The organism is Bacillus sp. ISL-78 (assembly GCF_018613455.1).
In the GTDB taxonomy this organism is placed as follows: Bacteria; Bacillota; Bacilli; order Bacillales; family DSM-1321; genus Peribacillus; species Peribacillus frigoritolerans.
Genome location: NZ_JAGGQC010000003.1, coordinates 39,981 through 64,871 on the forward strand (window position 1 = coordinate 39,981; position 24,891 = coordinate 64,871).

Sequence of the window (24,891 nt, forward strand, 5' to 3'; positions counted from 1 at the left end):
TAACTAAAATAGGTTATGTAAGGGGTTTTCTCTATCCAAATGAAAAAAGAAATGCCCTTTTCCTTATCAGGATAGCATTATCATTCCCAACAAACAAACCAAAACTATTGGTACCTACAAAATAGTACAAAAATATAGATGGAACTGCAACTATTACTTTTCAGATTCTTCAATGATTAAATGGACAGTTGGGCATTTTTGTTGAAAAAAGCCCTGAAACTCAGCATAATGAAAAGGACCACCGTTAATGAAACACTTCCGAGAATACCAATCAGAATCGCAATCTGGTACTCAATAGCAATTAGCGGGCTTATCCCCGACATGATTTGCCCTGTCATCATTCCTGGAAGGAAGATAATCCCCATCCCGAGCATATTGTTCAAAGTCGGGAGCACAGCCGAGTCGAATGCAGCATCCACATAATTCTTCACAGCCCTCGCTGGAGTCGCTCCAAGCATCAACATCGCTTCTACCTTTTCACGATTACCGCTAATCCCATCATGGAGGTTTTTAAGCGCCAATGTCACTCCGGTCATGGCATTCCCCACGATCATCCCTGCAATTGGAATGAAGTACCTCGGCTCGTACCATGGCGTGAAATGGATCACGACCACATTAAAATAAAACAATGCAGCCATGGGACCTGACAACATACTTAAGATAACCATCCTTTTAATTTTCTTGTTAAGAGTATGGGACACTTGCTTAAAAATATTATGGATGGAAAACAGGGCCATCGCACATAAAAATCCTAAAGAAAGTAATGGATGCGGATTTTCAAAGATATATGTCAAAACATATCCTGCGAGAATGAGTTGGACAGTCATCCGCACCGTGGCGAGCATGATTTGCTTTTCCCGTGCAATCCCGCGCCATTTCACGATTATGAGCAGAATCACTACAAACACGTAGGCCGCACAAAGACGCCAGAACTCAATATCTATTATCCCATTCGACTCCATTAATAGTCACTCTCCCTCGCCTTTTTCAGAATGATCCTCTGTTCAGCACACATGTCCGCCAGCTGTTTTGAATGGGTTATCATGATGACCGTTCCTTTTTCCCGCTTTACTTCTTCTAAAAAACGGCCCATTACCGTCAGCTCGGCTTCCTCATCAAGAGCTGAAGTCGGCTCATCCAGTAAATACACCTCGGGTTTCAATAAAAGTAACCTCGCCAGTGCCAGTCTCTGTTTCTCCCCGCCAGAAAGATTCTCCGCACTCTCGTCTAAGGACTTCTGCAACTGGACGGTTCCTAGTGCTTTAACCAATTCTTCTTTATCCTTTTTCTCCCGTTCTGTCAGTTCCAGGCCAATCTGAAGATTTTCTTCTATCGTACCCGGTAAAATGAATGGTGCCTGAGAAAGCATTGTGACTTTACGCCGGAGCTCTATCGGGTTGAATTCATCCAGCAACTGATCATGATAATAAATCGAACCGCTATCCGGGTCATCCATCCTGTTCAATAATCGTAGCAGTGAGGTTTTTCCTGCACCGCTTTCCCCAGTCAAACAAGTAACCATACACGCCGGTATTAACAAATCATCAATATTCAAAATCCCTTTATATTTAATATTTTCCAGCCTAAATATCATTTGAACCGCCTGCCTCCCTTACTCCACCATATCATTATAAGAAACAATCCTGATCCGGGGTAGCGATGCATGTAAAGATTTTCATTTTCTTTCGCATTTTTATAGGTTAGTATTATTCCTGCCGAATATATCCATGACGGACGTGGAAAACACCTTAATAAATGGAGGGACTTATCATGAACGGAAATTCCTTTTTACATTCTTACCTGAATGTTTTTCTCCTTACTGCACTTTGCCTGATCACGTTGTCTGGCTGCCAGGCAGCTTCAGATAACGTGATCAATCAATCCCAACAGGAAAATTCACTTTCCAACGAAGACACCCGTTCCAGTGCGGATTCTTTAAATGAAGAAAAAGGCAAGACATTCACAGCCGAAATCATCAAAGTTATTGACGGAGATACAGTAAAAATCAAAATGACTAATGGAAATGAAGAAACGGTCAGGCTCCTGTTGATAGATACTCCAGAAACCGTGCACCCATCCAAGCCCGTTCAGCCTTTTGGACCTGAAGCAAGCAAGTTCGCAAAGGGACTCATGCCTACGGGCTCTAAAGTGGAAGTAGAAACCGGCATAGGTGAAAGAGATAAATACGGCCGGCTGCTGGCCTATTTTTATGTTGATGGTAAAATGGTGAATAAACTCCTGCTGGAAAAAGGCCTGGCAAGGGTAGCCTATGTTTATGCACCGAACACGAAATACCTTGATGAATTGGAAAATATTCAAAAACAAGCCCAACAAGACGAAATCGGTATTTGGTCAATTGAAAACTATGCAACTTCAAAAGGGTTCGATGATTCGAAGTCAAAAGAAGCATCCGTGGAAAAGCCCACTGGGTCTTGCAATAACCCGCAAATTAAAGGGAATATTAATTCCAAAGGCAATAAAATTTATCACATTCCTTCGGGCCAATATTACGAAATAACTAAACCAGAAGAAATGTTTTGTACGGAAAAAGATGCACAGGATGCTGGATTCAGAAAATCGCAAAGTTAACAAATACATTGGTTTTATTAAAAAAAGATCGAGTTGATTTCAAAAATCCGCTCCCCTTCCGCCTACTGTCTGCCAAGCCTACTCGACGTAAGCGTCTGCGGGGTCTCGGCCAGCCAGTTATTCGGCTGGAGTGTAGCAAATTCCATCCATTAAGGATTACAGAAAAAAACATGAAATACAAACTAGTCTTAAATAGGATTTGGGATAAGACGAGCCAGCTGTTTTTTTAAATAACACAAAGTTGATTGGAACGGAAGGTACGAGACCCCTGCGGGAAAAGCTCGTCTAAGGAGACCCCCGCAGGCGCGCCGAGGAGGCTCCCAGATGATGAAGTGGAAATCAAAGTTGAACTATAAAATATATCCTTGTTTTAAATGAGGCCATTCCAAACTCCCCTTGTCGACAAACGGAACATCATGTTTCGGCACATCCAATCTTAGGATGTGTTTTTTCATTTGGTCCCACACACTCATCATTTCCTCAATTATCCTTTTCTCATCAATAAGGTTCTCTTTAGCTCCTTTAAAACCCACTTATTAATACCGCCATTTTTCGGTTATGCCATTTGGCTTTATCCGATCGATTTATTTATGGTATAAGCACCCGGGAATACAGGAAAGTGCACTTTCTAAAGGTGACTTGCTTAATGAAAGATTTCTCGACGCTAACGGAAGACTTCACCCCGATGATCCATCATATTATCCGCTCACTTTCCATCTATAAAAATAAGGAAGAATATTTTCAAGTAGGCTTGATCGCTTTATGGGAGTCATTAGGGAATTTCAATGAGGAATACGGACACTTCTCCAACTATGCCTATACGGTAATCAAAGGCAAAATTCTGAACGAATTAAAGCATCATCATAAATATGAAATCCGTACCGCCCCCTTTGATTCTTTCCTATTAGAAATGATTAAAGATCCTTTTTCAATGCATGAAGAAGCCTTTGCCATCGATAATATATTAACCTACACGGAAGGATTGACACTGAATCAGCAACGCTGGCTTTTACAGACATACCTTGAAAATAAAACCGTGACTGAAATCGCTGAGATATATCAAGTTACTACTGCAGCCGTCAAATCATGGAGAAAGTCCGCCTTAAATAAATTAAGGAAACAATTGATTTTTCCATTATAAATAATTGGGGGTGGCTCAATCATGAGCCACCCCCAATTATACATCCATCAACTTCTCGCTTCTTCTAAATACGTATAAATTATCACACCGTTATGTTGAGCATTTCCCCGAAAATGTTTAAAGTCATCCCTTTTAACAAGAACCTCACGAAAAGCTAAAAACTCTTCTTTTGTTATCCGGAACTCTTCCATTTCCCGATTTGCCAATTTATCGAGTACTTCTTTTGCTTCCTCTGCATTCATATATTATCCTCCTTAATTATCGAATGTTCCATCATTTTCAGACAGGAGAAATTCCGTTTTCATTTTAACATAAGCTTGCCACTTAATATAAATCAGAATTTTTTGTTGCCCACTTACTACATTATTCTTTACGAATGCTTTAAAATAGTGCAAACTGTATATTAAAATATCATAATGTAAAATGATTGGCATTTTTTGTGCATATAATTACATACTGGTACGCATAACTGCGTTTGCAAGAAATACCAAATTATGCCACATCTTTACAACGCTCCATTACAAGAATCGTACCTCCTTTTAAAAGTTTAGCTTACTGTACCGACATAAGAGATAACTAATTCTCTTACTAGCACTTCCCACGTCAAAATCTAAACGGCAAGATGTTCGAAGAATCCAATTACTCCATTGTTACTTTTTGATCATTGGAAACAAAATGGGAAAGGATGATTACCATGAAGAAAGCGGAAGTTGGAAATATCATTGAATTTAGAGAAGGCTTAAAAGGAATCGTCGAGAAAGTGAACGAGAACTCAGTAATCGTGGACGTCACGTATATGGAAAATTATCGTGATTTGGAGCTTGAACAAAAAACAGTCGTAAACCATAAAAATTATAAAATCATAGGATAATTCAATTTATCAAACGGGATGGTTACTAGATGACCATTCCGTTTTTCACTTTTTAGCAATCGTCCCATTCGATTCCCCCGCTTTTTGTAACCATTTCCATTTCATGCCGTCTAATTCATTAAAGGGCAAAGCACCTGTATGTGATTCAGGTATATCCAGTTTGAAATTTCTATCAGAAAGATGGGGGAAACACATGACTTGTTGGACACGTTATATTGGCAGTGTCACATTCGCCGCTTTTCTGCTGACTGGCTGCGGTACGACCACAGGCGAAAATGCAGATGAGCCACAGGAAGATTCAATAAAAGAGGAGAACGGAGGCAACACTTCTCAACGAGGCAATCGTAATAACCGAAGCGATAACAAAATAAGACTGATGGAGCAAAACCTGCAGTATACAATGAATGGGGAAGCAAAAGAAAAAACAGCATTCCTAAAAAAAAGCGATAATCAACCGTTCAGCCTCTATGTTTTGCAACAATTCAGGTTAAGTGCCGAAGAACCTGGAAAAGATATTGTGTTCCTGATTGAAGATGCCTCCATTTATATGAGAATCGAATTGTTGAAGGGCGATGTCAGTTGGGATGAGGTGGAAGAAAACGTTCAAGCCCAGCTGAAAAGCATTTCAGAAACGATTAGGGATCCTTCATTCGATATCGAGAGCGGCACAGGATTTGAAGTGGAAAGTGGCGATGATGTCATCACTTCCATTTTGCTCAAGGATGAAAAAGCACCCGTCCGCTTAACTATGTTCACGAAAAAAGATAAAGATTACCGGGATGCTTTTCTAGAGATGGCTAAGACGCTGATGAAAAGGTGACCCTAGCCCCCCCTGGTACGGAGGGCTAGGGTCAGGCCCCCCGTTCTCCATTACTCCTTGCCTGCCTTGCTCTTCCAGACCAGCACTAAAAAAAGGAGGCTTATGTATCCAAAAACCGGATAAATATATCCTAGTAACCTTCCATATCCGAATTCACTAATGATTAATGCTATTAAAAAAATCACCGCTATGATCAGCATGCTTGGCAATTTAATATAACTGCTGATTTGCCTCTGTAAGCCATATATGTTTCCGATGACCGAAGTGAATATCTCGCCGTATATCACCAAAATGAACATCCAATACAACTGACTGGCCGCCGTTCTCATAATAACTGCTGAAGGAATTTCATAACGATTCACGTCGGAAAGTGTCATAAGTGAAAAATGCCCCGTCAATAAAATGATGGTCAGGAATATCCCTCCAAGAATTGCTCCATGCTTAATGACCTTCTCATCTCGAACTTCATAAGCAACCGGAACCAGCACAGCCTGTGCCAAAGCGAGGTTAAAGGCTGTGTAGGCAAAGGGTGACAAAATCATTTTCACGGTGATCACTTCATCCGGAACTTTTGTAAGGGTCTTAAAGAAATCCCCATTACCTAAAGTCGAGAAAAAAAGAATCACGCTAAAGCAGATCATGATTGGCACAACAAATGAGTTCACAGTGAAAACACCACGCATGCCCATCATCAGGACCAAGGATGCCAGGATGATCGTAGACCAACTTCCTATACTTTTAGGCACGCCAAGTTGTTCTTCGAAAACGGCTCCTGAACCCGAAATCATGACAGCCGTCACCCCTAACAGCATGATAAGGAAAAAGAAGTTGATGATTCCTGCTATTTTCTTCCCAAATAGAAATTGATTGAACTCCTCATACGAAGATGCTCTGATCCTTGCTGAAATGATCATGATTTTCGTCCCGGTGAAAATGAAAATATAACCTGCTATTAAAATCCCGATAAAGCCATAAAAACCATAACGGGTAAAAAACTCGACAATCTCTTTTCCAGTTGCAAATCCTGCACCGACGACTGTGCCTACATAAACCGCTGCAATCTGAAAACTCCCTGACCACCTTGACAGCATACTCTCCCCTCCTCCCTACATTTATATGTAAGGAAGGGACATTTAAGACAAGCCGGGCAATATTCCTTTCGTCGGCTGTTTTTTTCCTCGGTTTCATTCTCTCACAGTGCAGTCTGAAACCCCCTATGCATTTCACTTTGAAGCATCATTCCAAATGCATGAAGATTTAAAAAAACGCTTGGAATAATCTCCAAGCGTTCAGATTGTATACTAATTAATAAACGTACCAGTTGATTCCAGAAATTCGCTCCCTTTCCGCCGGCTGTCTTTCATGCCGCATCATTGAAAGCGCCTTTGAGGTCTCGGCTAGTCAGTGATTCGGCAGGAGTGTCGCAAATTTCTTCAATCCAATCTTTCTATAAAAAAGTGTTCATGAAGGATAACCAAGTCTTCTTTTATAATCATGGTTCGGAGTTAGACGGTTTCATAATGCCTTATCATCAACAGTGGAGAGCCATTCGTCTATCACCTTCACAACGGACTGTACAGTACCGTCAACAAACGGGGATTTCAGATTCGCGGATTCAACTAGATCAAGGAAGGACTTGCTGCCTCCAAGTTGGCACAGATTCAAATAATCCTCCCAAGCCGTTTCATCTTTTTCAGTCGACCTTTTCCAGAATTGGAAAGCACAAATCTGGGCCAATGTATAGTCGATATAATAAAAAGGTGATTGATAAATGTGGCTTTGCCGCTGCCAATACCCGCCATTCTCCAAGAATTCATTTCCTTCATAATCGCGATGCGGCAAATATTCCATCTCGATTTTACGCCAAGCCTGCTTTCTTTCAACGGGGGAGGCATTAGGATTTTCATAGACAAAATGCTGAAACTCATCAACCGCTACCCCATACGGGAGGAATATGAGGGCACCGCTTAAATGGGAAAACTTATATTTTTCCGTATCTTCCTTGAAAAATAGCTCCATCCATGGCCAAGTTAAAAATTCCATGCTCATCGAATGGATTTCACATGCTTCATATGTAGGCCAATAATACTCAGGTATGTCAAGATCACGGCTGCGATAAACTTGGAATGCATGACCTGCCTCATGTGTCAAAACATCAATATCCCCGGAAGTACCATTGAAATTAGAAAAGATGAATGGAGCTTTATAGTCTTCTATAAAAGTACAGTAGCCACCGCTTTCCTTTCCTTTTTTCGCCACAAGGTCCATCAGGTCATTATCAATCATATAGTTGAAAAACTGATTCGTTTCAGGCGATAGTTCCTGGTACATCCTTTTCCCATTTTCGATGATCCACTCAGCATCGCCTTTTGGAATGGCATTACCCGTTCTGAAATGAAAATTCTCATCATAATAGTTCAGGTTCTCCAATTCAAGACGTTCCCGCTGCCGTTCCTTCAGCCGGGTGACAAGCGGTACCACTTCCTCTTTCACCTGCTTGCGGAATGCAGCAACCATATCAGCGTCATAATCAGTCCTTGTCATTCGATAATACCCAAGTTCCACGAAATTCCCATAACCCAGCGCTGTTGAAATACCATTCCTCACCTTGACAAGTTCATCGAATATACGATCCAATTCCTCCTGCTTTTCTTCAAAGAAACCGTAATATGCCTCACTTGCATTTTTCCTTAACTCACGGTCCGAGGACTCCATAAAAGGCTGAAGCTGCGCAAGTGTTAATTCTTTTCCATCAAAGTGAATTTTTGCAGAGGCAATTAATTGTGAATACTCACTTGATAATTTATTTTCTTTTTGCAGCTGTGGTATGATTTCGGGCGAAAAGGTTTTGAGTTGGGCCTCTGCCAGGTCAAATAGTTGAGTTCCCCATTTCTCCTCAAGCTCCTTACGGAATTTCGAGCGAACGAGTTCATTGTAAAATTTCGAGGTCAATTCTTCCATTTCAGGGGAGAAGTCATCTAAGTAATCATTCTCCGCTTTATAAAAAACATCATTGGTATCTATGGAATGCCGGATATAGACCAAATTAAACATCGTACCTACATAATTTCGAATTCCGTTAATTTCTTCCATGGCTTTTATTTGTGCATCGGCATTTGCAGCCTCCGTAAACTTTTCCAAAGCTTTCATGAACCGGGTTTTAATTTCATCCATTTCAGGACGTTTATATTGATACTCATTAAATTTCATATGTAGGCTCCTTTTCGAATATAAAACATTTTTTATAAACCATAGTGACATTATCCAACCGAATTCGTTTCCAAGAAACATTGACAATTATCACGGTTATCGTAATGTAATTTAATTCGCCACAGCGTTATTAAAAACCTTTTTATGTCGCTAAAACAAATTCATGTTTTATCAGACATAAAAAACCAGCACCTGTAGTCAAATCCAGGTGCTGGTTCTTTAGCTAATTTTGAGCGGAGTACCCAATCTTTTTAAGCAATTCAATCACGGTCGCCTTTTCCTCTTGCGTAAGTACACTCATGATATCATCAATTCTTTTTTCATGCTCAGGAAATACGCCTTCAATAAAGGCCTTTCCTTTGTCGGTTATCTTTGCAAAGGTTACACGGCGATCCTCTTTACATGCTATGCGCTGCAGATATTCCTTCTGTTCAAGTTTATCCACGACATAGGTAATGCTGCCGCTGGCTAGCAGGATTTTTCCGCCTATTTGCTGAAGAGGCTGATCCCCTTTATGATAAAGCAATTCCAGTACTGCAAACTCAGTTGGATTCAAACCCTCTTCAGCTATATGTTTATTAACTACATCATTAATGGATCGATGAGCTCTAGACATCACAATGAACAGTTTCAAAGACTGTTGGATGTTATTATTCTCCATAACTTCACAACCTTAAAAATTTTTAATTAAAATATCTTGAATTAAAAGTTATTATATGACATAAAGGATTTTTTGTCAATCTGCCCTGTTAGTATGCACTATTGTTTAATCAATCATTTTGATATACTTGAAAAAAAAAGCTAAAGTAGTGACAAACATGAAAACGAGGCATAAATTCACCACATATCTACTTATTGTTATTTTACCATTAATTTTTCTCTCTATCATTTATTGGATGCATTTAGAACGTTCCCTTCTAAAAGAAAGACAGGAACAAGCTGAATGGGCGGGAACGGTTTATCAAGAATACATAGATCAAGTTATAAGGGAAACGAAGGAAAACCTTGAGCTGCTTAGCCTTAGCAGTTCCGTGCTTTATATGGATGACAAAAAAACCGAACTTCTAATGAAATGGATCAAAGATACAGATTCCCGGTATGCCGGAGTATATTGGCTAAATCGCGACGGTGTTTCCATTTCGGGTACGAATAAGAATTTCCATCATTACTATTTAATTGAACAAAATGATATGGAACGTGCAGTAAAAACTAAAAAAGCAGTTGTTGCAGGAACAAATGAGCTTTATAACGCTCATTTTAATTATTTTTCCATTTTTGCTCCCATACTGGATCAAGATAAAAAAGTGCAAGGGTTTTTATTGGCACATATCAGGCTGGATCATATGGAAAAAATATTAAAAATGCTCAGCCCTGGTCATTCCTTTATATTGGAAACACAGGACAAAACCCGAATTTTAGATATAAATGCCGAGGGATTCAATGGACATTCAACATGGGTGGATGTTCCTTTGACCGAAGTCGATTGGACACTGTCCGTCAAAGTGCCCGACAAGATTGGCACAAATAACATGAATGTTTTTTTAATGCTTGTCTTTTTCACTTTCTTTATTACTCACATGATTTATATCATCATGGAGGAACTGATCGTTCGCAGGCATGACAAAAAACAAAAATCACTAAACGATAGCCAAAAAATAGATTTTGTCGGTACATTGGCTGCAAGTACTGCACATGAAATAAAAAACCCACTTACTGGCATAAAGGGGCTAGTGCAGTTACTGGTTGAAAAACACCCTGAGGAGCAAGATCAGTTCTATTACTCTGTCATCATGAAGGAAATTGAACGGATCAATAGCATCGTCAGCGAGTTTTTGATTTTAGGGAAGCCAATGATACAAACTTTATCCTTATATGATATTCGCAGTATCATTGCTGAATTGAGACCAATAATAGAATCAGAAGCACGTCACTTCAATATTGAAGTGGAATGGAATATCATAAAGGAGCCAATCCTGGTTCATTGTACAAAGGACCAACTCAAACAAGTCATTCTCAACATTGCCAAAAACGGTTTCGAGGCCATGGAAGTTGGGAAAAAGTTAAGGATTCGAATTCACCATGAAAATGATCGGGCTAAAATCATGATCATCGATAACGGGCAAGGACTGAATGAAAAAGATATAGGGAAAGTGTTCGATCCCTTCTATACATCGAAGAAAGAAGGAACGGGATTGGGGCTATTTGTGTGTAAACGAATCATTGAATCTTTTAACGGCACCATCGAGTTTTCAAGTAAACCTCTGGTAGGTACAACCGTTACAATCAGCTTGCCGCATATAAAAGACCAAACTTAGCAATACTTTGAAAAGTTTTCGATTTCTTCATGAAGACTAGTGACGATCCCGATTTAGTTAAAGGTGTCATGCATACGGTGCATGCTTCTTGAATCTATTTATGGAATAGGTAAAAATCTTAATCAGGAAGAAGGATATATACAGATGGGAAGTATCGCTGCCATTAAAACAAAACCGCAAAAACAAGATATGACTCTGAAAATCATGATCATCATAGGCATATGCCATTTAATGAATGATTCTCTTCAGGCCGTCGTACCGGCCATGTTCCCAATCCTCGAAAAATCAATGTCGCTTACGTATACACAGCTTGGAATGATTGCATTCTGCCTGAATATCGTCTCCTCGCTCCTGCAACCGGCAGTTGGTTTCTATACGGATAAAAAACCATTTCCATATGCATTGCCCATTGGGTTGACCAGTACCTTAATAGGTGTCATCATTCTCGCAATTGCCCCAAACTATACCATTATCCTTGGTGCAGTCATCCTGATGGGTTTAGGGTCGGCCATATTCCACCCGGAAGGCTCCAGGGTCGCCTACATGGCAGGCGGACCGAAGAGAGGCCTGGCACAATCCATTTATCAGGTCGGCGGGAATAGCGGGCAGGCACTTGCCCCGCTCATCACAGCCATCGTACTTGTTCCATTTGGTCAAAAGGGCGCACTCTGGTTTGCCCTGGTTGCCTTAATGGCCGTTATCCTATTGCTGTATATCGCCAATTGGTATTCCCAAAAATTAGTTCACTTCCAGCCTAAAAAGCTTGCTGCAAAAATAATCAATAAAGAGCGGTCCCACAAAGTGGCCAAAGCCCTGGTATTGATTTTATTCATAATCTTTGCCCGTTCCTGGTATGTATCGTGCATGACGAACTTTTATAGTTTTTATTTGATCGATCAGTATTCATTCACGATAAAAGCCGCACAATTTTTCCTATTTGCCTTTTTGGCAGCTGGTGCTGTAGGTACATTTTTCGGAGGCCCGCTTGCTGATAGATTCGGACGTAAAAACATCATTTTCTTTTCTTTCGCTGCCAGCATACCAATAACCGCACTTTTACCATTCGTACCTCCTACAGCCGCTTTTATCTTATTATTGATAGCGGGATTCATTATAATGAGCAGTTTTTCCGTCACGGTAATATACGCACAGGAATTGGTCCCGGGAAAAGTCGGTACGATGGCAGGCTTGACCGTAGGTTTAGCCTTCGGAATGGGTGCCATTGGATCCGTTTCATTGGGAGCCATTGCAGATATAATTGGAATTGAATCCATGATTAAACTAGTGGGATTCCTGCCATTACTGGGAATCATCAGCATATTGCTACCGTCTGATCTAACATTGAAAAAATGGTATGCAGAAGATTGATGCAAAATGGTTTTTTCCAGGAACATATTCTTTATGTCTAAATACAATGAATTATTGTTTCACCCAAAAATTCGCAAAGAAGTAACGATAAGTACCTTATAAAGGAGAAATTTATGAGTGGAGTTTTATTAGGAAGCATCCTATCTGCTATGTCTACAGGGTTTGGTGCGTTACCGATCTTGTTCATTCAAGGTTCAATCACACATCGATTCAGAGACACGCTACTGGCATTTACCGCTGGGATCATGATGGCTGCTTCGTTATTGAGCCTGATCCCGGAGTCTCTGGCCACCGGAGGGTATATTCAGCTGGTAATTGGGGTTTTTCTCGGGGTAATGACATTAACGATCATGGAACAAAACATTCCTCATATCGATCTCAGCCATACGAAAAGTGGTATTCAGTTCGATGAAAAGGCCTTGCTCATCATCACTGCCATTACACTCCATAATATTCCTGAGGGGCTTTCTGTCGGGGTCAGTTATGCCTCTGATACAGCTGATACAGGTAACTTGATCGCTTTTGCCATCGGCCTGCAAAATGCTCCGGAAGGCTTACTGGTCGCCTTGTTTTTAATTAATCAAAAAATCGGTAAACTCACAGCATTCCTGATTGCAACCTTAACCGGCACCATCGAAATAATTACAGGCTTACTTGGTTATTATTTAACCTCTTACATTGGGTTCCTGGTTCCATACGGCCTAGCTTTCGCCGCCGGGGCCATGCTTTTCATCGTTTATAAGGAACTGATTCCCGAAAGCCATGGGGATGGTAATGAACGCACTTCCACCTATTCCTTCATTATCGGCCTTTTGTTCATGGTCATATTATTGGAAATTTTATAATTGCGGTACTTCCATGGCTGGCTCCATCAAGTGAGTCAGCTCTTACTTTTTATTTATCCGTTTAATCCATTTAAGACTTATAAACCAATCCGATGCACGAAGGACACCTTCTGGTGACCTCCCCTCGATATATACCCCAAATCCAAAGGAAATTCAAAAGATATATTCTTGTTTATATAAGTCTTTCTTTATTTGTTTTCAGATATGATTCATTTCACCAGAAATCACACAAAGTTGATTGTCTCTTGCCTGCTAATATAAAAAGTCATGGGCATTCATTTCCTTCTAAAAGGAAATGTCTTCATTAAAGGGCTGCTGTACAATAACAACCATTTCATCTCGCTTATTTCTCACTTCCACTGATGAATGATGTTGAAGGATCAGATACTCATTTATAAGTTTGTCAAGCTGCTCACTTTGGCGAAGGGTATACTCATGGCCAAGTCCATACATTTTCGCCAACTCCATCATTTCCCAACGCTTCATTCGAATCTCAGAACAAATTTCCGTTGCACACCTAGAATTCATAACTACATTCACTACTCCTGCCCTTTTAAAGTTACATTATCATAAAGAAGTATTACAAAATATGCCTTATATGTAAATAGATTCGCAAAAAAAGACAAAACTTCTTAAATTGCGATATGGCTTGGTCCATCAGCAGACAGGATATGACGGAAATTCCTAAGCATAAGCATCTATATTGATCAAGAAGATTTCATATGAAGACAGCTCCGAAAATCGCTTTGAAAGATTCCCCTATTTGGATGCTATTATTAGTTTTCGCTTATTCGAGCAAATAACTTCTCAATGATTTAAAAGCAGGACAGCTCCTTAATTGAAGCAAAAATATTTATCATTGTCACAACCCTCATTTGTAATCCCATGATGATAATAATGATGGAACAAAAAAAGGAATCCGATAAAGGATCCCTAATGGAATATCCATGCTTTCCGTTAACTTAAGAAAGGTATAAGGCATCCCCTTCTACATTACTCGAATGGCAAATAAATATGAAAGCTTGTCCCTTTTCCCACTTCACTTTCCACTTCTATATAGCCATTGTGTTCTTCAATGATTTTATAGCTGACCATGAGCCCCAGCCCTGTTCCCCTATCCTTCGTCGTATAAAATGGTTCCCCCAATTTTTTTAGCATTTCCGTTGAAATCCCCATGCCTTTATCAGTAATTGAAATGCAAACGTATTTCTCTGAAAATCGGCTTGTTTTAATATGAACAGATCCGCCATCCGGCATGACTTCCAATGCATTTTTGATGATATTAATGAACACTTGCTTTAACTGGTTCGCCTCACATAAAACCTTACATTCATCTTCTTCAAAGTTTGTCTCGAATTGAATATTTTCCAACAGTGCCTGAGCGGCCAGTAATTCCAGTGTCTCTCTCAATATGGTATGAACATCCTGTTTGAAAATTTTTAGCGCCTGCGGCTTTGCCAGTACCAAAAATTCCGTGATAATGGTTTCGATTCGTTTAATTTCGGATGTAATCACATGAAAATATGTGGAAAACTCCCCTTTAACACCATCCTCAAGCAACTGGATAAAACCTTTTAATGCTGTCATTGGATTCCTGATTTCGTGAGCAATGCCCGCCGCCAATTCACCAACGACATTCAAAGTATCCGATTTACGGATTTGTTCCTGCATTTCGAGATTTTTACTCACATCACGGAAAATGCTTAAATTCAGGTTCGAATATAAATTTTTCCTCGTCAAAAATTCAATATGCTTAACTCTTCCATCTTCGAATGTTATCGGAATGATGGAGGAGTATACCTCATGCTTATAAACATTTTCAATGTGAGAGTTCAAGTCTGGAGCATTTTCAGGAATTTTTTCGATGAACCCCTTAACAGATAAAGAAAGCAGTTTGCGCTTCGAAATCTCCAATATTTTCTGACCCGCTTCATTAATATCCGTGAACCCTTCATGATTCCATAAAATCAGGCCGTCTAATGTGCCCTCAAAAATCTTCCTGAACTTCTTCTCACTATCCCTTAATTCCTTCTCAATCAGCCAGCGCTCACTGACATTTCGAAAGATCGTTACGTTATATCCGTCACCTTCATGTTTTTTTGCAGTCAATTCTAGCAATTTAATTTGGTTATTAGGCATTTTATAGATCAGCTCACCCCGCACCTGGGTGTCTCTTTCAAACGTTTCCATCATTTGGACGAAATGGTGATTATTGCTGTATACGTATTTCCAGATATAACTGCCAATCAGATCCTCCCTGCTGGATTCGAATATTTTACATGCTGAATGATTGACCCGAAAAATGATCCCGTCATCATTCCAGAATATGATTGCATCCATGGACTGGTCGAATAATTCCGCAAAAATCCGTTCGCTCGTCTCTAACTTTTTTTCTATTATATTTGATTCTGTAATTCTTCGAAGCACAGACATATATAGTTCATTTCCTACCGTTGAACTTATCGAAAAAGTGAAATGAAGCAGTTCATCCCCGACCTTTATCTCTACCTCCCCTTTATAGTTCGACTCATCAAAGGCTCTTTGTATGCTCTCATCCCAATATCCCCTATAATCTGGGGAGATGAGGCCCCTCATATTCTTACCGACAATCTCTTTTTTCGGAATGCCCAAGGCATGGATAAAGGCATGGTTCACTTCCATTATTATTCCTGAACTGTCGAATAGAACGATGCTTTCTATGGCTGTGTCGAAAATGTCCAAAAACATCTGTCTTGACATCCCTGTTTCCCTTGACGAAGAAACATCCAATGTCACATCCCCCAAACGATAGAACTGCTGTCCTTCGGAAAGAGATCCCATTCGTATAAACTCTATTTGCTTAAGGGCTCCGGTATGTAGCTGGATAATTTGCCTTTCACTTTCGTTCGAGGTTTTTAGGGTGCTTGACACTTCCTGGTTATTTAAAGGGATGACATCGAGAAAATCAGTTATCCTCATGGACTCCAGTTGATCTTTAGGTGTTTCCAGCAGGGCACAAGCGGCATCATTGGCATAAGTGAGACGCAGTTCCTCATCAACCCTGATATAAGGCTCTGACATTGAATCGAACATATTCAGAAACCCTTCGATCTGTTTATTCAATTTTATAATTTCCTGTTTATATTCCGTTTCATTCTCATAACCGATATTCATATTAACCCCCCTCATCAAAACCCATACCTACCCAACTTTATTCGACATCCATCTTGATTTTCCTCGGTATTTTTCGAAAATCGGCACAAACACCTTTATCCAAAATTAACCTATATATCAAATGATAGTATATTGAATGCTGAAAAAATTAGCGTTAAGCTTAATTTAAGGTTTTTATAATAATTTAATAAATAATGATTTAGTACAAGGTATTTAGGGAATAAGAAATAACAATGCTTTCTAGCTACCTTAAAATTTATTAAATGGAGGCAATAATGAAACAACGTGATTTTTTCTTCGATAACGCCAAGTTCATTCTCATGGCATTTGTCGTCTTTGGTCATTTGCTGAATACGTATATACATGACAGTGAAACGATATATGCTTTATATAAAACCATTTATTCCTTTCATATGCCTGCCTTTATCCTTGTTTCAGGATTCTTTGCGAAAGGTTTTTATCAAAAAGGGTATTTGGGTAAAATTACTAAAAAGCTAATTTTACCCTACATCATTTTCCAATTGATATATACCGTTTACTATTATTTCTTATATGAACGTTCTGCCATCACTGTAGACCTGCTTGACCCCCAATGGTCGCTATGGTTCTTGATCAGTTTATTCTGCTGGAACATCATGCTGCTTGGTTTCTCAAAGCTAAAGCCACCAGTAGGCATAGGTTTATCTTTAATAATCGCATTATTGATTGGTTATATAGACAATATTTCCAATTACCTTAGTCTCTCCAGAACATTCGTTTTTTTCCCGATGTTTTTGATCGGATACCATTTAAGCAAGGAACATTTAAAAAAACTATTCACTCCCAAAGTTCGTTTGGCATCACTTATTGTCATGTTAGTGATTTTTATCGGTTTTTATTTTAATACCGATATTAATTATAAATGGCTGCTCGGTTCGAAACCATATGCCGAACTTGAAGATGCGACAATCGTGTCCATGTTTAAACGACTGGGATTTTATGGATTGAGCATCATTTCAGTGTTCAGCTTCCTTTCGTTCATCCCACGCAGACAATATTTCTTTACGAATTGGGGGAAACAAACCCTTTATGTGTATCTGCTGCATGGTTTTTTCATACGGTTCTTCCGCGAAAGCACCATACAAGAATACTTCAGCAATACAGAGAGCTTTATCATGCTCGCCGGACTCTCTTTCTTGATTACCGTGTTATTATCAAGTGAAATGATCGCTTCCATGGCACAGCCGATCATCGAATTGAAGGCGACCAAAACAAAACGATTCATGACTAAAACGAAAGACTATATTAAACAAGCTTTTTAAATAAAACGGATGAAGCATTTTCTGCTTTATCCGTTTTTTTAAATTCGATTTCTTGTCCGACTTTCAAGCAGAAAAGATTCCCCTTCAATACCATAACTCATTTTTCAAATGGAGCACGCTATGGTAAAATTACTCGTTAGTGCTTGTTGGCTTAAAAAGACATGTACACGAAAGGAGCCAGGCGTTTCTTTTACGCCCTTTAACATGAATATAATAATCAGTACTCTTAACGCAAAATATATCCATACATCGCTATCCATCCGATATTTAAAAGCATACGCCCAGCCTGATTATGATGTACAGCTGGCAGAATATACGATAAAAGATCCAATTATGAACATAGTTGGTGACCTTCATTCCAAAAAACCTGATGTCATAGGGTTCAGCTGCTATATTTGGAACATCGAGGAAACAATGAAAGTCGTAGCCATGCTTAAAAAAATCAACCCGGAATTGGTCATCATTCTCGGCGGACCTGAAGTCACCTATGATGTTGGGGAATGGCTTGATCAGATTCCCGGAGCTGATTTCATCGTAATCGGTGAAGGTGAAGTCACCTTCAAGGCACTTTTATCTGAAATTGAAGGTTCGAATGACTATAAGAAGATCGGCGGCATTGCGTACCGACAGGATGGAAAAAAAATCATCCAGCCTCAGAACGGCAAGGTTGATTTAAAATCCCTCCCTTCTCCATATCGTTTGGAGGAAGACCGCGGCGACCTATCTAAACGTGTTACCTATATCGAAACTAGCCGAGGTTGCCCGTTCAGCTGCCAGTTTTGCCTTTCATCGATTGAAGTGGGTGTCAGGTATTTTGATCGTGAAAAGATTAAAGAAGATATCAGGTACCTTATGGCTAATGGTGCAAAGACCATTAAGTTCGTTGACCGAACCTTCAATATCAGCCGAAGCTATGCCATGGAGATGTTTCAATTCTTAATCGATGAGCATCTTCCCGGTGTGGTTTTCCAGTTCGAGATCACGGCGGACATCATGCGTCCGGAAGTTATCCAGTTCTTGAACGACAATGCCCCTGCAGGACTGTTCCGCTTTGAAATAGGGGTACAATCGACGAATGATCATACGAATGATCTAGTAATGAGAAGGCAGAATTTCGAAAAACTGACCAGGACCGTAACCATGGTAAAAGATGGTCAGAAAATTGATCAGCATTTAGACCTTATTGCCGGTTTACCGGAAGAAGATTATCATTCTTTCCGAAAGACCTTCAATGATGTTTTCGAGCTTAGACCCGAAGAGATGCAACTTGGTTTCTTAAAGATGCTTCGTGGAACCGGCTTACGGATACGAGCCGATGAACACCAATATATATACAGCGAACATGCTCCTTATGAAATATTGGGGAATAATGTTTTATCCTTCGATGACATTGTCCGCATTAAACAAGTTGAAGATGTACTTGAAAAATACTGGAACGATCATAGGATGGATCATACTACGGAATATCTTGTCAAAACGGTATTTCAATCACCGTTCGACTTCTTTCAAGATTTCGGTACCTATTGGGATGAACAAGGGTGGTCACGAATCGGCCATCAGCTTGAAGACTTGTTCAGACGTTTACAGCAGTTTTTGGCTTCCCGGGAATCTGCCGAACTGAAAAACATTATCGGACTCATGAAATTGGATTATTTCATGAATCAAAAATATAAACCACGTAAACCTTGGTGGGAAGCTTCATTAGATAAAAGTGGTCGGAAAGAGATATATGAATATATTCTCAATAAGCCTGAACAGCTTGGTTCCTCTTTCACCGCTTTGGCCCTAAATGAAAAAGAAATACACAAACACACGTTGCTCGAGGCACTTCCCTTTGATTTGGAAACGTATTTAGCCGAGGGAACAATCGTCGATAAACCTTCATTCATGCTTGCCTATTTTGATCCGAGTGGTAAGGGATCAACGATTTTCCCTCTTTCAAAATCAGGCAGCATCATGCTTTAATAAAAAAGACGGACCCAAGGCTGGGTCCGTCCTTTTTTACTTATCACTTTCACGTTTTTTATTTTCTTTTGCCAAAATTTCATAAATCTTAGTTGCGTTCATATCCCCGCTGAATTCGATTCCAAATTCAGTTCGTACATGTTCACCCATCTTTTCCCCGCTGTTCCGTTTTTCTTTATCCATTACTTCTTCCTTTTCTGCCTTGCTTTGAATTGCGGTTGGCACCTTTCATTGCATTTTCCTCCATTGCGAACTCATTGGAAAATTCATTTTCAGCTTGATTTCTTTTTGGCGTTTTACTTGCTTTGACAGCTCCATCCACATTGGCTTTCCGTTTCATTTTCATCCACCCTTTTTAATATAGTTTACCTTATAGAATGGGGTAAACATGCCGGAAATTATTCAGGGATAATATAGGGACAGACGAGAAAAATAACCGTAAAACGAAAAGGGAGACACTACATGAAAAAGAAATTGGATTCACCAATTATCGACGATACACAACCACACCAAATTAACGCACCAAGCTATAAAGGGACCGGCATAAAACCACAGGCTCCATTCGTCAATGATTATGGAGTCGTCATTGGCGACAGTAAATATGCCTCTGATAACTCACCACTCGAAAACTGGAGCGAAGATATAGACCCGGAAATCATGGCTGGAGACGAATGGATACACCCCACCAACGATATAGGCTGGAATTCAACTGAAAACCGTGAACTGTTAGAGTCTAAAAAAGCGCCGCAGCCGCCTTTCATGCATCCAGATAAAGATGTTAGCACTGATACGGATTGAGGCGTGCTTTCTTTAGGTTCAAATGAACTAAGTGAAATCCAATAAGGGGTGCATCATACACCCCTTATTCTCATTTAACCTGCAAAATCAACTTCCCTTTCGTTTGACGGGCGTTCATTTCCTCATGAACGGCTGCTGCCTTTTCAATTGGGTAGATGCCCCCGATAGTTAACTTAAGCTCCCCAGACGCAACGTATGCAAAAAGGTCTTGAATGCTAGGCAACAGCAAGTCCGGGTGTTTCATGATCTGTGGCAGGAAAAAACCCACGACGGATTGATTACGCCTCATTAATTGCTGCGGGTTCATCGTATAAGGCTTACGGCTTGCATTACCAAAAACAACAAGACGTCCAAAGGGAGCCAAACATTTCAACGTTTTATTGAAAATATCCCCTCCAGCCATTTCCAGCGCGACATCTACTCCCTTTCCTCCCGTGACCTCACGGACTTTCATTTCCCATCCTTCTTGCGTGTAATCAATAAGTTCATCTGCCCCCATTTCTTTAGCCAGTTCCAACTTTTCCACTGTGCTGGCGGTGGCAATCACTTTTCCAGCCCCGAAGATTTTGGCTAACTGTACGGCAATCGTTCCCACTCCCCCAGCAGCAGCATGGACCAAAACCGTTTCCCCCTGTTGCATGCGTCCCATTGTCTTAAGAATATGATAGGCGCTCAGACCTTGGAGGGGCAAGGCAACAGCTTCGTGGAACTGAATGGCATCGGGAAGCGGAATGGCCAAGAATTCATCAGAAAGGGCATATTCTGAATATCCACCAGATTCAATTAAGCTGACTACCCTTGTACCAGGTTTGATTTTGGTCACCTTTCCACCAACTTCCACCACTACGCCAGCCACTTCCGCACCTGGAATGAACGGAAGCGGCGTAGGCACTACATATTGCCCTTCCCTTCTGGCTGTATCTGCATAATTGACGCCTACACAATCGATTTCAATCAGAACTTCATGCCCTGTTGGCACAGGTCTTTCCATTTCAGTCAATTTCAGTACTTCCGGTCCGCCGTATTCTTCAAAATGAATTGCTTTCATCTTTATCCCTCCCTTAGTTTCCTGTAAATTCCGGCTTTCTTTTTTCTTTGAATGCTGCAACCCCCTCCTGATGATCTTCCGTGGAAGCCATCAAGGTTTGCGTTATACGTTCCTGTTCCAGAATTTCAGCAAGTGTAGCCGTAAATGAATGGCTGACGAGCTTTTTCATCATCCCATATGCTTTTGTCGGTCCATTTGCCAGTTTTACCGCAAGCTTCAATGATTCCTCTTCAAGTTGATTGAGTGGATATAAATAATTAATGACCCCCAGCTGATATAAGCGTTCCGCAGAAATTGGCTCGGCCGAAAAGAAGAGTTGCTTTGCAAGGTGGGGCCCGACTAATTTAGGTAAAAAATACGAACCCCCTCCATCAGAGATCAGGCCTACCTGTGAAAAACTCATGGCAAATTGACTATCATCGGAAGCCACGATCAGGTCACAGGCGAGTGCCAAATTGAATCCGGCACCAGCAGCAAATCCATGGACGGCAGCGATTACCGGAACCTCGGAAGCATCCAGAGCCAATATGCATTCATTCATTCTGCCAACATGATCATACAATTGACCTGCAGAGGCCTGCCCCATTGACTTGACGTCGCCTCCTGCAGTGAATGACCTTCCCGCCCCTTTGATGATGACTGCCCTTATATGCGGTGTTTGTTTTACATCCTTAATCTCTTTCGTTAAGCTTGCAATCATATCCGGACTAAATGCATTCAAGCTTTCAGGGCGATTCAAAGTCAGGATCATTACATTATCGATTACTTCTTTCAATAAGTGTTCTTTTAACATTTACCCATCCCCTTTTTCTATTTGATCAACCAGCCGCCATCCACCAATAAGTCCGTCCCAGTCATATAGGAAGCCTCCGGGGAAGCAGCAAAGGTAATGACATTACTTATTTCCTCCGCTTTCCCCACTCTTTCCAGTGCCGTGTTCCGTTGAATGGACTTTACGAATTTTTCATTTTGCAGACCATCTTCCGTCAATGGCGTTTCAATGAATCCCGGTGATACGGAATTGACCCGAATGCCGACTGCAGCGAGTTCCAGTGCCAAAGATTTCGTTAAACTGATGACGCCGGCTTTAGCAGAGCTGTAATGGGGGATGAACGCTCCTGCCTGATGTCCTGACAGTGAAGCCACATTGACGATTGCCCGATTGCTGGAACCTTCATTTCCGCTGCTGGCCCCTTCTACCATCAATTTCCCCAAATACTTGGAAACTAGAAAGACACTTTTCAAATTGACATGTTGAATCATATCCCAATCAGCTGCGGATGTATCCAGGAGCTTCGAGGACTTTGAACCACCTGCGTTATTGATTAAAATGTGAAGGTCACGATATTGTTCCTTCACATACTTGGCCAGCCCCATTACTTCTTCCTCGACGGTAACATCTGCAGGGAAAATATCAGCAGCTGGAATCGGGTGCCTGGCATTGATTTCTGCAGCTGCTTCCTCCAGCTTTCCTTTCGTCCGCCCTACCAACAACACTTTTGCCCCTTCGTCGGACAAGCGCATCGCCGTAGCTTTCCCAATACCAGAGCCTGCACCTGTCACCACCGCTATTGACTGCGAAAACCGCATCCCCTTCACTCCTTATCTGTATTTTTGAACAACGCTACGTTTCCTGCCTTTTCAATTCCGCTTCAATCCTTCCATCCACCAACTCTGGGACAAGATCCAACGAACCTTTTCGCGCCGCCAATTCCAAATCGGCGCTCAAACTATGTTTGTCAAACAACTGTCCGACATACGATGATTTCAGGATATTAAAGGCATTTTCGCTATTCGTGCGATAAAGCGCATTGGCAGCCTTTGCTGCATCGTTGAGTATGAACGTACCTTGTGATCCAGCAATCAGGCAATCTATCAAATGGCCTGCACCGTAAAAGTCTTCCAGACTGAATTCACCTGAATTCCCCGAACAAACGATGAGGATCGTTTCTGTTTTATGATATTTTTTTATTTTTTCCGCAACAGACGGATTATTCAACAAAGAAGCAATATAAACCCTTTTGGCAGCGGCTGAATTCCTCAACGCGACCGTTCCATTAGTAGTGGACAATATTAAAGTTTTGCCGCGTACCAACTTACTCAATAGCGTCGGACTTGGATACATTAAATCATCAACCGGCTTTGCTTTTAGTTCTCCTGCCACTACAAAATCCCCATGGTCCAAGTCCTGGCTTTTCACCAAGGCATCCAGTGGATCCATGACAGGTATCACCTGGCGTGCTCCATCATGAAGTGCTGAAATAATCGTTGTGGTCGCTAATAACACATCCAGGATGACCGCAACTTTCTCCCCTTCTTGAAGCTTTTCCACATCTATCTCTTCTTTTTTTAGTAGTAAATGAATGTTTTGAATATATTCCATTTTATTAAACTTCCTTCGCAGCTACATTTGCAGCATGAGTGAGTAAGCTTTTCACCGTTTTTCCAAGATTGGAAAAACGGGGATCATCAGTCTGGCCTTTTTTATATCGATAATAGATTTGCTGAAGGATGACAGCCAACTTAAAATAACCAAAGGTTAAATAAAAATCGACGTTGGTAACATCCCTGCCACTTCTTGCTGCATACGTCTCGATAAATTCCCTACGAGTCAGGAAACCAGTTAAAGTCGTGACGGACGCTTGACCCACACCGATTTTGATAAGTTCCGGGTCACCGCTTTCCGCCCAGTAGCTTAATGCCACTCCTAGATCGGCTAGCGGATCACCAACGGTGGACATTTCCCAATCAAATAAACCAACCATCTCTGTAAGGTCCTGATTGAACATGGCATTATTGATCTTATAGTCATAATGGATTATTGAAGTCTGGCTATACTTCGGGATATTCTGTTGAAAATAATTAATAAGCGGACGAATTTCCTTGATTTCATCAGTCTTTGCTCTCTCATAGCGGGAAATCCATCCGTGTACTTGTCTTTCAATGAACCCTTCAGGTTTGGATATTTCGACCAAACCCGTTTTCTCATAGGGAATCGAGTGAAGATCAGCAAGCCGATTCACCATCACATATGAAAGCTGTCGGCACTTTTCAACAGTAGGATCGATTCCTTTGGGAAATTCAGTATCTATTACAATTCCATGTTTCCTTTCCATTAGGAAAAAAGGGGCCCCCGCAACCGATTCATCATCCGAGAACAGAATAGGCTCGGGAGCTGCTTGGAAATATGGGTTGATTGAGGAAAGGATATGATGTTCACGCTTCATATCATGTGCCTTTGGAGCAACAGGGCCAAGCGGCGGCCTTCTGAGCACAGCCTCCCACTCACCAACTTTCAGCTGATAGGTCAAATTGGAATAGCCCATAGAAAATTGTTGTAATTCCAACGGTTCATTTGGAAGGTCCAATACATTTTTTCTTAGGAAACCTTCTAACGCACCAATATTCAATTCCTCGCCGGGCCGAACAGGAATCGTATCGTCAACCATGTTCTTCCACTCCTTTAG

The 24,891-nt window shown here is 40.8% G+C and carries 25 protein-coding genes; 10 read left to right on the forward strand and 15 right to left on the reverse strand.

All coding sequences use genetic code 11. The annotated features are described in order from the left end of the window. Nucleotides 1–176: 176 nt before the first annotated feature. Together J7I96_RS02655 and J7I96_RS02660 are read right to left on the reverse strand one after the other, a co-directional pair. The gene (locus tag J7I96_RS02655) at nt 177–962 is read right to left on the reverse strand and encodes an ABC transporter permease (protein WP_214768765.1); all 786 of its coding nucleotides are present in this window, start codon (nt 960–962) and stop codon (nt 177–179) included. Then, nucleotides 962–1,591, reverse strand: a complete 630-nt coding sequence (locus tag J7I96_RS02660) for an ABC transporter ATP-binding protein (protein ID WP_214923008.1) — start codon at nt 1,589–1,591, stop codon at nt 962–964. The genes J7I96_RS02655 and J7I96_RS02660 overlap by 1 nt, the downstream gene beginning before the upstream one ends. 179 nt (nt 1,592–1,770) lie before the next feature. On the opposite strand from J7I96_RS02660, the gene J7I96_RS02665 reads away from it, so the two are divergent. Then, entirely contained in the window at nt 1,771–2,589 is an 819-nt protein-coding gene (locus J7I96_RS02665; protein ID WP_214768767.1) for a thermonuclease family protein, read from the forward strand. 646 nt (nt 2,590–3,235) lie between these two features. After that, complete coding sequence (locus tag J7I96_RS02670) at nt 3,236–3,730, forward strand: sigma-70 family RNA polymerase sigma factor (protein ID WP_214768769.1); 495 nt, start codon at nt 3,236–3,238, stop codon at nt 3,728–3,730. Nucleotides 3,731–3,777: 47 nt separating this feature from the next. Here J7I96_RS02670 and J7I96_RS02675 read toward each other — a convergent pair whose 3' ends face one another. Then, entirely contained in the window at nt 3,778–3,972 is a 195-nt protein-coding gene (locus J7I96_RS02675; RefSeq protein ID WP_095389998.1) for a hypothetical protein, read from the reverse strand. Nucleotides 3,973–4,424: 452 nt separating this feature from the next. On the opposite strand from J7I96_RS02675, the gene J7I96_RS02680 reads away from it, so the two are divergent. Next, on the forward strand, nt 4,425–4,601 hold the full coding sequence (locus J7I96_RS02680; RefSeq protein ID WP_064505160.1) for a YkvS family protein: 177 nt from the start codon (nt 4,425–4,427) through the stop codon (nt 4,599–4,601). A gap of 193 nt (nt 4,602–4,794) precedes the next feature. Further along, nucleotides 4,795–5,421: a hypothetical protein gene (locus tag J7I96_RS02685; RefSeq protein ID WP_214768771.1), complete on the forward strand. Its 627-nt coding sequence runs from the start codon at nt 4,795–4,797 to the stop codon at nt 5,419–5,421. A gap of 50 nt (nt 5,422–5,471) precedes the next feature. On the opposite strand, the gene J7I96_RS02690 is transcribed toward J7I96_RS02685, so the two are convergent. From J7I96_RS02690 to J7I96_RS02700, 3 genes are all read right to left on the reverse strand, one after another. Then, a complete protein-coding gene (locus J7I96_RS02690; protein WP_214768773.1) occupies nt 5,472–6,512 on the reverse strand; it encodes a YkvI family membrane protein in 1,041 nt (346 codons plus the stop codon). Nucleotides 6,513–6,936: 424 nt separating this feature from the next. Next, a complete protein-coding gene (locus J7I96_RS02695) occupies nt 6,937–8,631 on the reverse strand; it encodes a M3 family oligoendopeptidase (protein WP_214768775.1) in 1,695 nt (564 codons plus the stop codon). A 223-nt stretch (nt 8,632–8,854) separates the two neighbouring features. After that, on the reverse strand, nt 8,855–9,292 hold the full coding sequence (locus J7I96_RS02700; protein ID WP_214768777.1) for a MarR family winged helix-turn-helix transcriptional regulator: 438 nt from the start codon (nt 9,290–9,292) through the stop codon (nt 8,855–8,857). Nucleotides 9,293–9,449: 157 nt separating this feature from the next. Between J7I96_RS02700 and J7I96_RS02705 the strand changes: the two genes are divergently transcribed. The 3 genes from J7I96_RS02705 (at nt 9,450) to J7I96_RS02715 (ending at nt 13,159) form a co-directional block, all read left to right on the forward strand. Further along, nucleotides 9,450–10,946 (forward strand): ATP-binding protein, encoded by a 1,497-nt coding sequence (locus tag J7I96_RS02705; RefSeq protein WP_214922917.1) that lies wholly within the window; start codon nt 9,450–9,452, stop codon nt 10,944–10,946. 144 nt (nt 10,947–11,090) lie between these two features. After that, entirely contained in the window at nt 11,091–12,314 is a 1,224-nt protein-coding gene (locus J7I96_RS02710; protein ID WP_214770078.1) for an MFS transporter, read from the forward strand. Nucleotides 12,315–12,427: 113 nt separating this feature from the next. Beyond that, nucleotides 12,428–13,159 (forward strand): ZIP family metal transporter, encoded by a 732-nt coding sequence (locus tag J7I96_RS02715; RefSeq protein WP_034314151.1) that lies wholly within the window; start codon nt 12,428–12,430, stop codon nt 13,157–13,159. Nucleotides 13,160–13,444: 285 nt separating this feature from the next. Here J7I96_RS02715 and J7I96_RS02720 read toward each other — a convergent pair whose 3' ends face one another. Both J7I96_RS02720 and J7I96_RS02725 read right to left on the reverse strand, forming a co-directional pair. Further along, nucleotides 13,445–13,687 carry an aspartyl-phosphate phosphatase Spo0E family protein gene (locus tag J7I96_RS02720; protein WP_034314155.1) on the reverse strand — a complete coding sequence of 81 codons (243 nt, stop codon included), beginning with the start codon at nt 13,685–13,687 and terminating at the stop codon, nt 13,445–13,447. Between the two features lie 465 nt (nt 13,688–14,152). After that, complete coding sequence (locus J7I96_RS02725) at nt 14,153–16,312, reverse strand: PAS domain S-box protein (RefSeq protein WP_214768781.1); 2,160 nt, start codon at nt 16,310–16,312, stop codon at nt 14,153–14,155. Between the two features lie 275 nt (nt 16,313–16,587). On the opposite strand from J7I96_RS02725, the gene J7I96_RS02730 reads away from it, so the two are divergent. Together J7I96_RS02730 and J7I96_RS02735 are read left to right on the forward strand one after the other, a co-directional pair. Next, entirely contained in the window at nt 16,588–17,613 is a 1,026-nt protein-coding gene (locus J7I96_RS02730) for an acyltransferase family protein (RefSeq protein WP_214768783.1), read from the forward strand. Between the two features lie 204 nt (nt 17,614–17,817). Continuing rightward, a complete protein-coding gene (locus J7I96_RS02735; RefSeq protein ID WP_095391730.1) occupies nt 17,818–19,578 on the forward strand; it encodes a B12-binding domain-containing radical SAM protein in 1,761 nt (586 codons plus the stop codon). A gap of 36 nt (nt 19,579–19,614) precedes the next feature. Here J7I96_RS02735 and J7I96_RS02740 read toward each other — a convergent pair whose 3' ends face one another. Together J7I96_RS02740 and J7I96_RS02745 are read right to left on the reverse strand one after the other, a co-directional pair. Next, nucleotides 19,615–19,761: a hypothetical protein gene (locus J7I96_RS02740; RefSeq protein ID WP_164468810.1), complete on the reverse strand. Its 147-nt coding sequence runs from the start codon at nt 19,759–19,761 to the stop codon at nt 19,615–19,617. Further along, nucleotides 19,754–19,918 (reverse strand): hypothetical protein, encoded by a 165-nt coding sequence (locus tag J7I96_RS02745; RefSeq protein WP_057278994.1) that lies wholly within the window; start codon nt 19,916–19,918, stop codon nt 19,754–19,756. The genes J7I96_RS02740 and J7I96_RS02745 overlap by 8 nt, the downstream gene beginning before the upstream one ends. Before the next feature lie 122 nt (nt 19,919–20,040). Between J7I96_RS02745 and J7I96_RS02750 the strand changes: the two genes are divergently transcribed. Then, nucleotides 20,041–20,376 (forward strand): DUF3905 domain-containing protein, encoded by a 336-nt coding sequence (locus J7I96_RS02750; RefSeq protein ID WP_214768785.1) that lies wholly within the window; start codon nt 20,041–20,043, stop codon nt 20,374–20,376. Nucleotides 20,377–20,446: 70 nt separating this feature from the next. Here J7I96_RS02750 and J7I96_RS02755 read toward each other — a convergent pair whose 3' ends face one another. Genes J7I96_RS02755 through J7I96_RS02775 form a run of 5 tightly spaced genes read right to left on the reverse strand, consistent with a single transcriptional unit; the run spans nt 20,447 to nt 24,873 of the window. After that, complete coding sequence (locus J7I96_RS02755; protein ID WP_214768787.1) at nt 20,447–21,424, reverse strand: quinone oxidoreductase family protein; 978 nt, start codon at nt 21,422–21,424, stop codon at nt 20,447–20,449. Nucleotides 21,425–21,437: 13 nt separating this feature from the next. Further along, entirely contained in the window at nt 21,438–22,217 is a 780-nt protein-coding gene (locus J7I96_RS02760; protein WP_214768788.1) for an enoyl-CoA hydratase/isomerase family protein, read from the reverse strand. A gap of 17 nt (nt 22,218–22,234) precedes the next feature. Continuing rightward, nucleotides 22,235–23,014 (reverse strand): SDR family NAD(P)-dependent oxidoreductase, encoded by a 780-nt coding sequence (locus J7I96_RS02765; protein ID WP_214768790.1) that lies wholly within the window; start codon nt 23,012–23,014, stop codon nt 22,235–22,237. 34 nt (nt 23,015–23,048) lie between these two features. Beyond that, nucleotides 23,049–23,807: a 2-phosphosulfolactate phosphatase gene (locus J7I96_RS02770; protein WP_251025101.1), complete on the reverse strand. Its 759-nt coding sequence runs from the start codon at nt 23,805–23,807 to the stop codon at nt 23,049–23,051. 4 nt (nt 23,808–23,811) lie between these two features. Then, nucleotides 23,812–24,873, reverse strand: coding sequence for a phosphotransferase family protein (locus J7I96_RS02775; RefSeq protein WP_214768792.1), 1,062 nt, complete (start codon nt 24,871–24,873; stop codon nt 23,812–23,814). Nucleotides 24,874–24,891: the final 18 nt, after the last annotated feature.

Bases quoted from the DNA above. Each gene is read 5' to 3' on its own strand.
- J7I96_RS02655 (WP_214768765.1), bottom strand. From the start codon at position 962: ATGGAGTCGAATGGGATAATAGATATTGAGTTCTGGCGTCTTTGTGCG.
- J7I96_RS02665 (WP_214768767.1), top strand. From the start codon at position 1,771: ATGAACGGAAATTCCTTTTTACATTCTTACCTGAATGTTTTTCTCCTT.
- J7I96_RS02670 (WP_214768769.1), top strand. From the start codon at position 3,236: ATGAAAGATTTCTCGACGCTAACGGAAGACTTCACCCCGATGATCCAT.
- J7I96_RS02675 (WP_095389998.1), bottom strand. From the start codon at position 3,972: ATGAATGCAGAGGAAGCAAAAGAAGTACTCGATAAATTGGCAAATCGG.
- J7I96_RS02680 (WP_064505160.1), top strand. From the start codon at position 4,425: ATGAAGAAAGCGGAAGTTGGAAATATCATTGAATTTAGAGAAGGCTTA.
- J7I96_RS02685 (WP_214768771.1), top strand. From the start codon at position 4,795: ATGACTTGTTGGACACGTTATATTGGCAGTGTCACATTCGCCGCTTTT.
- J7I96_RS02690 (WP_214768773.1), bottom strand. From the start codon at position 6,512: ATGCTGTCAAGGTGGTCAGGGAGTTTTCAGATTGCAGCGGTTTATGTA.
- J7I96_RS02695 (WP_214768775.1), bottom strand. From the start codon at position 8,631: ATGAAATTTAATGAGTATCAATATAAACGTCCTGAAATGGATGAAATT.
- J7I96_RS02700 (WP_214768777.1), bottom strand. From the start codon at position 9,292: ATGGAGAATAATAACATCCAACAGTCTTTGAAACTGTTCATTGTGATG.
- J7I96_RS02705 (WP_214922917.1), top strand. From the start codon at position 9,450: ATGAAAACGAGGCATAAATTCACCACATATCTACTTATTGTTATTTTA.
- J7I96_RS02710 (WP_214770078.1), top strand. From the start codon at position 11,091: ATGGGAAGTATCGCTGCCATTAAAACAAAACCGCAAAAACAAGATATG.
- J7I96_RS02715 (WP_034314151.1), top strand. From the start codon at position 12,428: ATGAGTGGAGTTTTATTAGGAAGCATCCTATCTGCTATGTCTACAGGG.
- J7I96_RS02720 (WP_034314155.1), bottom strand. From the start codon at position 13,687: ATGAATTCTAGGTGTGCAACGGAAATTTGTTCTGAGATTCGAATGAAG.
- J7I96_RS02725 (WP_214768781.1), bottom strand. From the start codon at position 16,312: ATGAATATCGGTTATGAGAATGAAACGGAATATAAACAGGAAATTATA.
- J7I96_RS02730 (WP_214768783.1), top strand. From the start codon at position 16,588: ATGAAACAACGTGATTTTTTCTTCGATAACGCCAAGTTCATTCTCATG.
- J7I96_RS02735 (WP_095391730.1), top strand. From the start codon at position 17,818: ATGAATATAATAATCAGTACTCTTAACGCAAAATATATCCATACATCG.
- J7I96_RS02740 (WP_164468810.1), bottom strand. From the start codon at position 19,761: ATGGATAAAGAAAAACGGAACAGCGGGGAAAAGATGGGTGAACATGTA.
- J7I96_RS02745 (WP_057278994.1), bottom strand. From the start codon at position 19,918: ATGAAACGGAAAGCCAATGTGGATGGAGCTGTCAAAGCAAGTAAAACG.
- J7I96_RS02750 (WP_214768785.1), top strand. From the start codon at position 20,041: ATGAAAAAGAAATTGGATTCACCAATTATCGACGATACACAACCACAC.
- J7I96_RS02755 (WP_214768787.1), bottom strand. From the start codon at position 21,424: ATGAAAGCAATTCATTTTGAAGAATACGGCGGACCGGAAGTACTGAAA.
- J7I96_RS02760 (WP_214768788.1), bottom strand. From the start codon at position 22,217: ATGTTAAAAGAACACTTATTGAAAGAAGTAATCGATAATGTAATGATC.
- J7I96_RS02765 (WP_214768790.1), bottom strand. From the start codon at position 23,014: ATGCGGTTTTCGCAGTCAATAGCGGTGGTGACAGGTGCAGGCTCTGGT.
- J7I96_RS02770 (WP_251025101.1), bottom strand. From the start codon at position 23,807: ATGGAATATATTCAAAACATTCATTTACTACTAAAAAAAGAAGAGATA.
- J7I96_RS02775 (WP_214768792.1), bottom strand. From the start codon at position 24,873: ATGGTTGACGATACGATTCCTGTTCGGCCCGGCGAGGAATTGAATATT.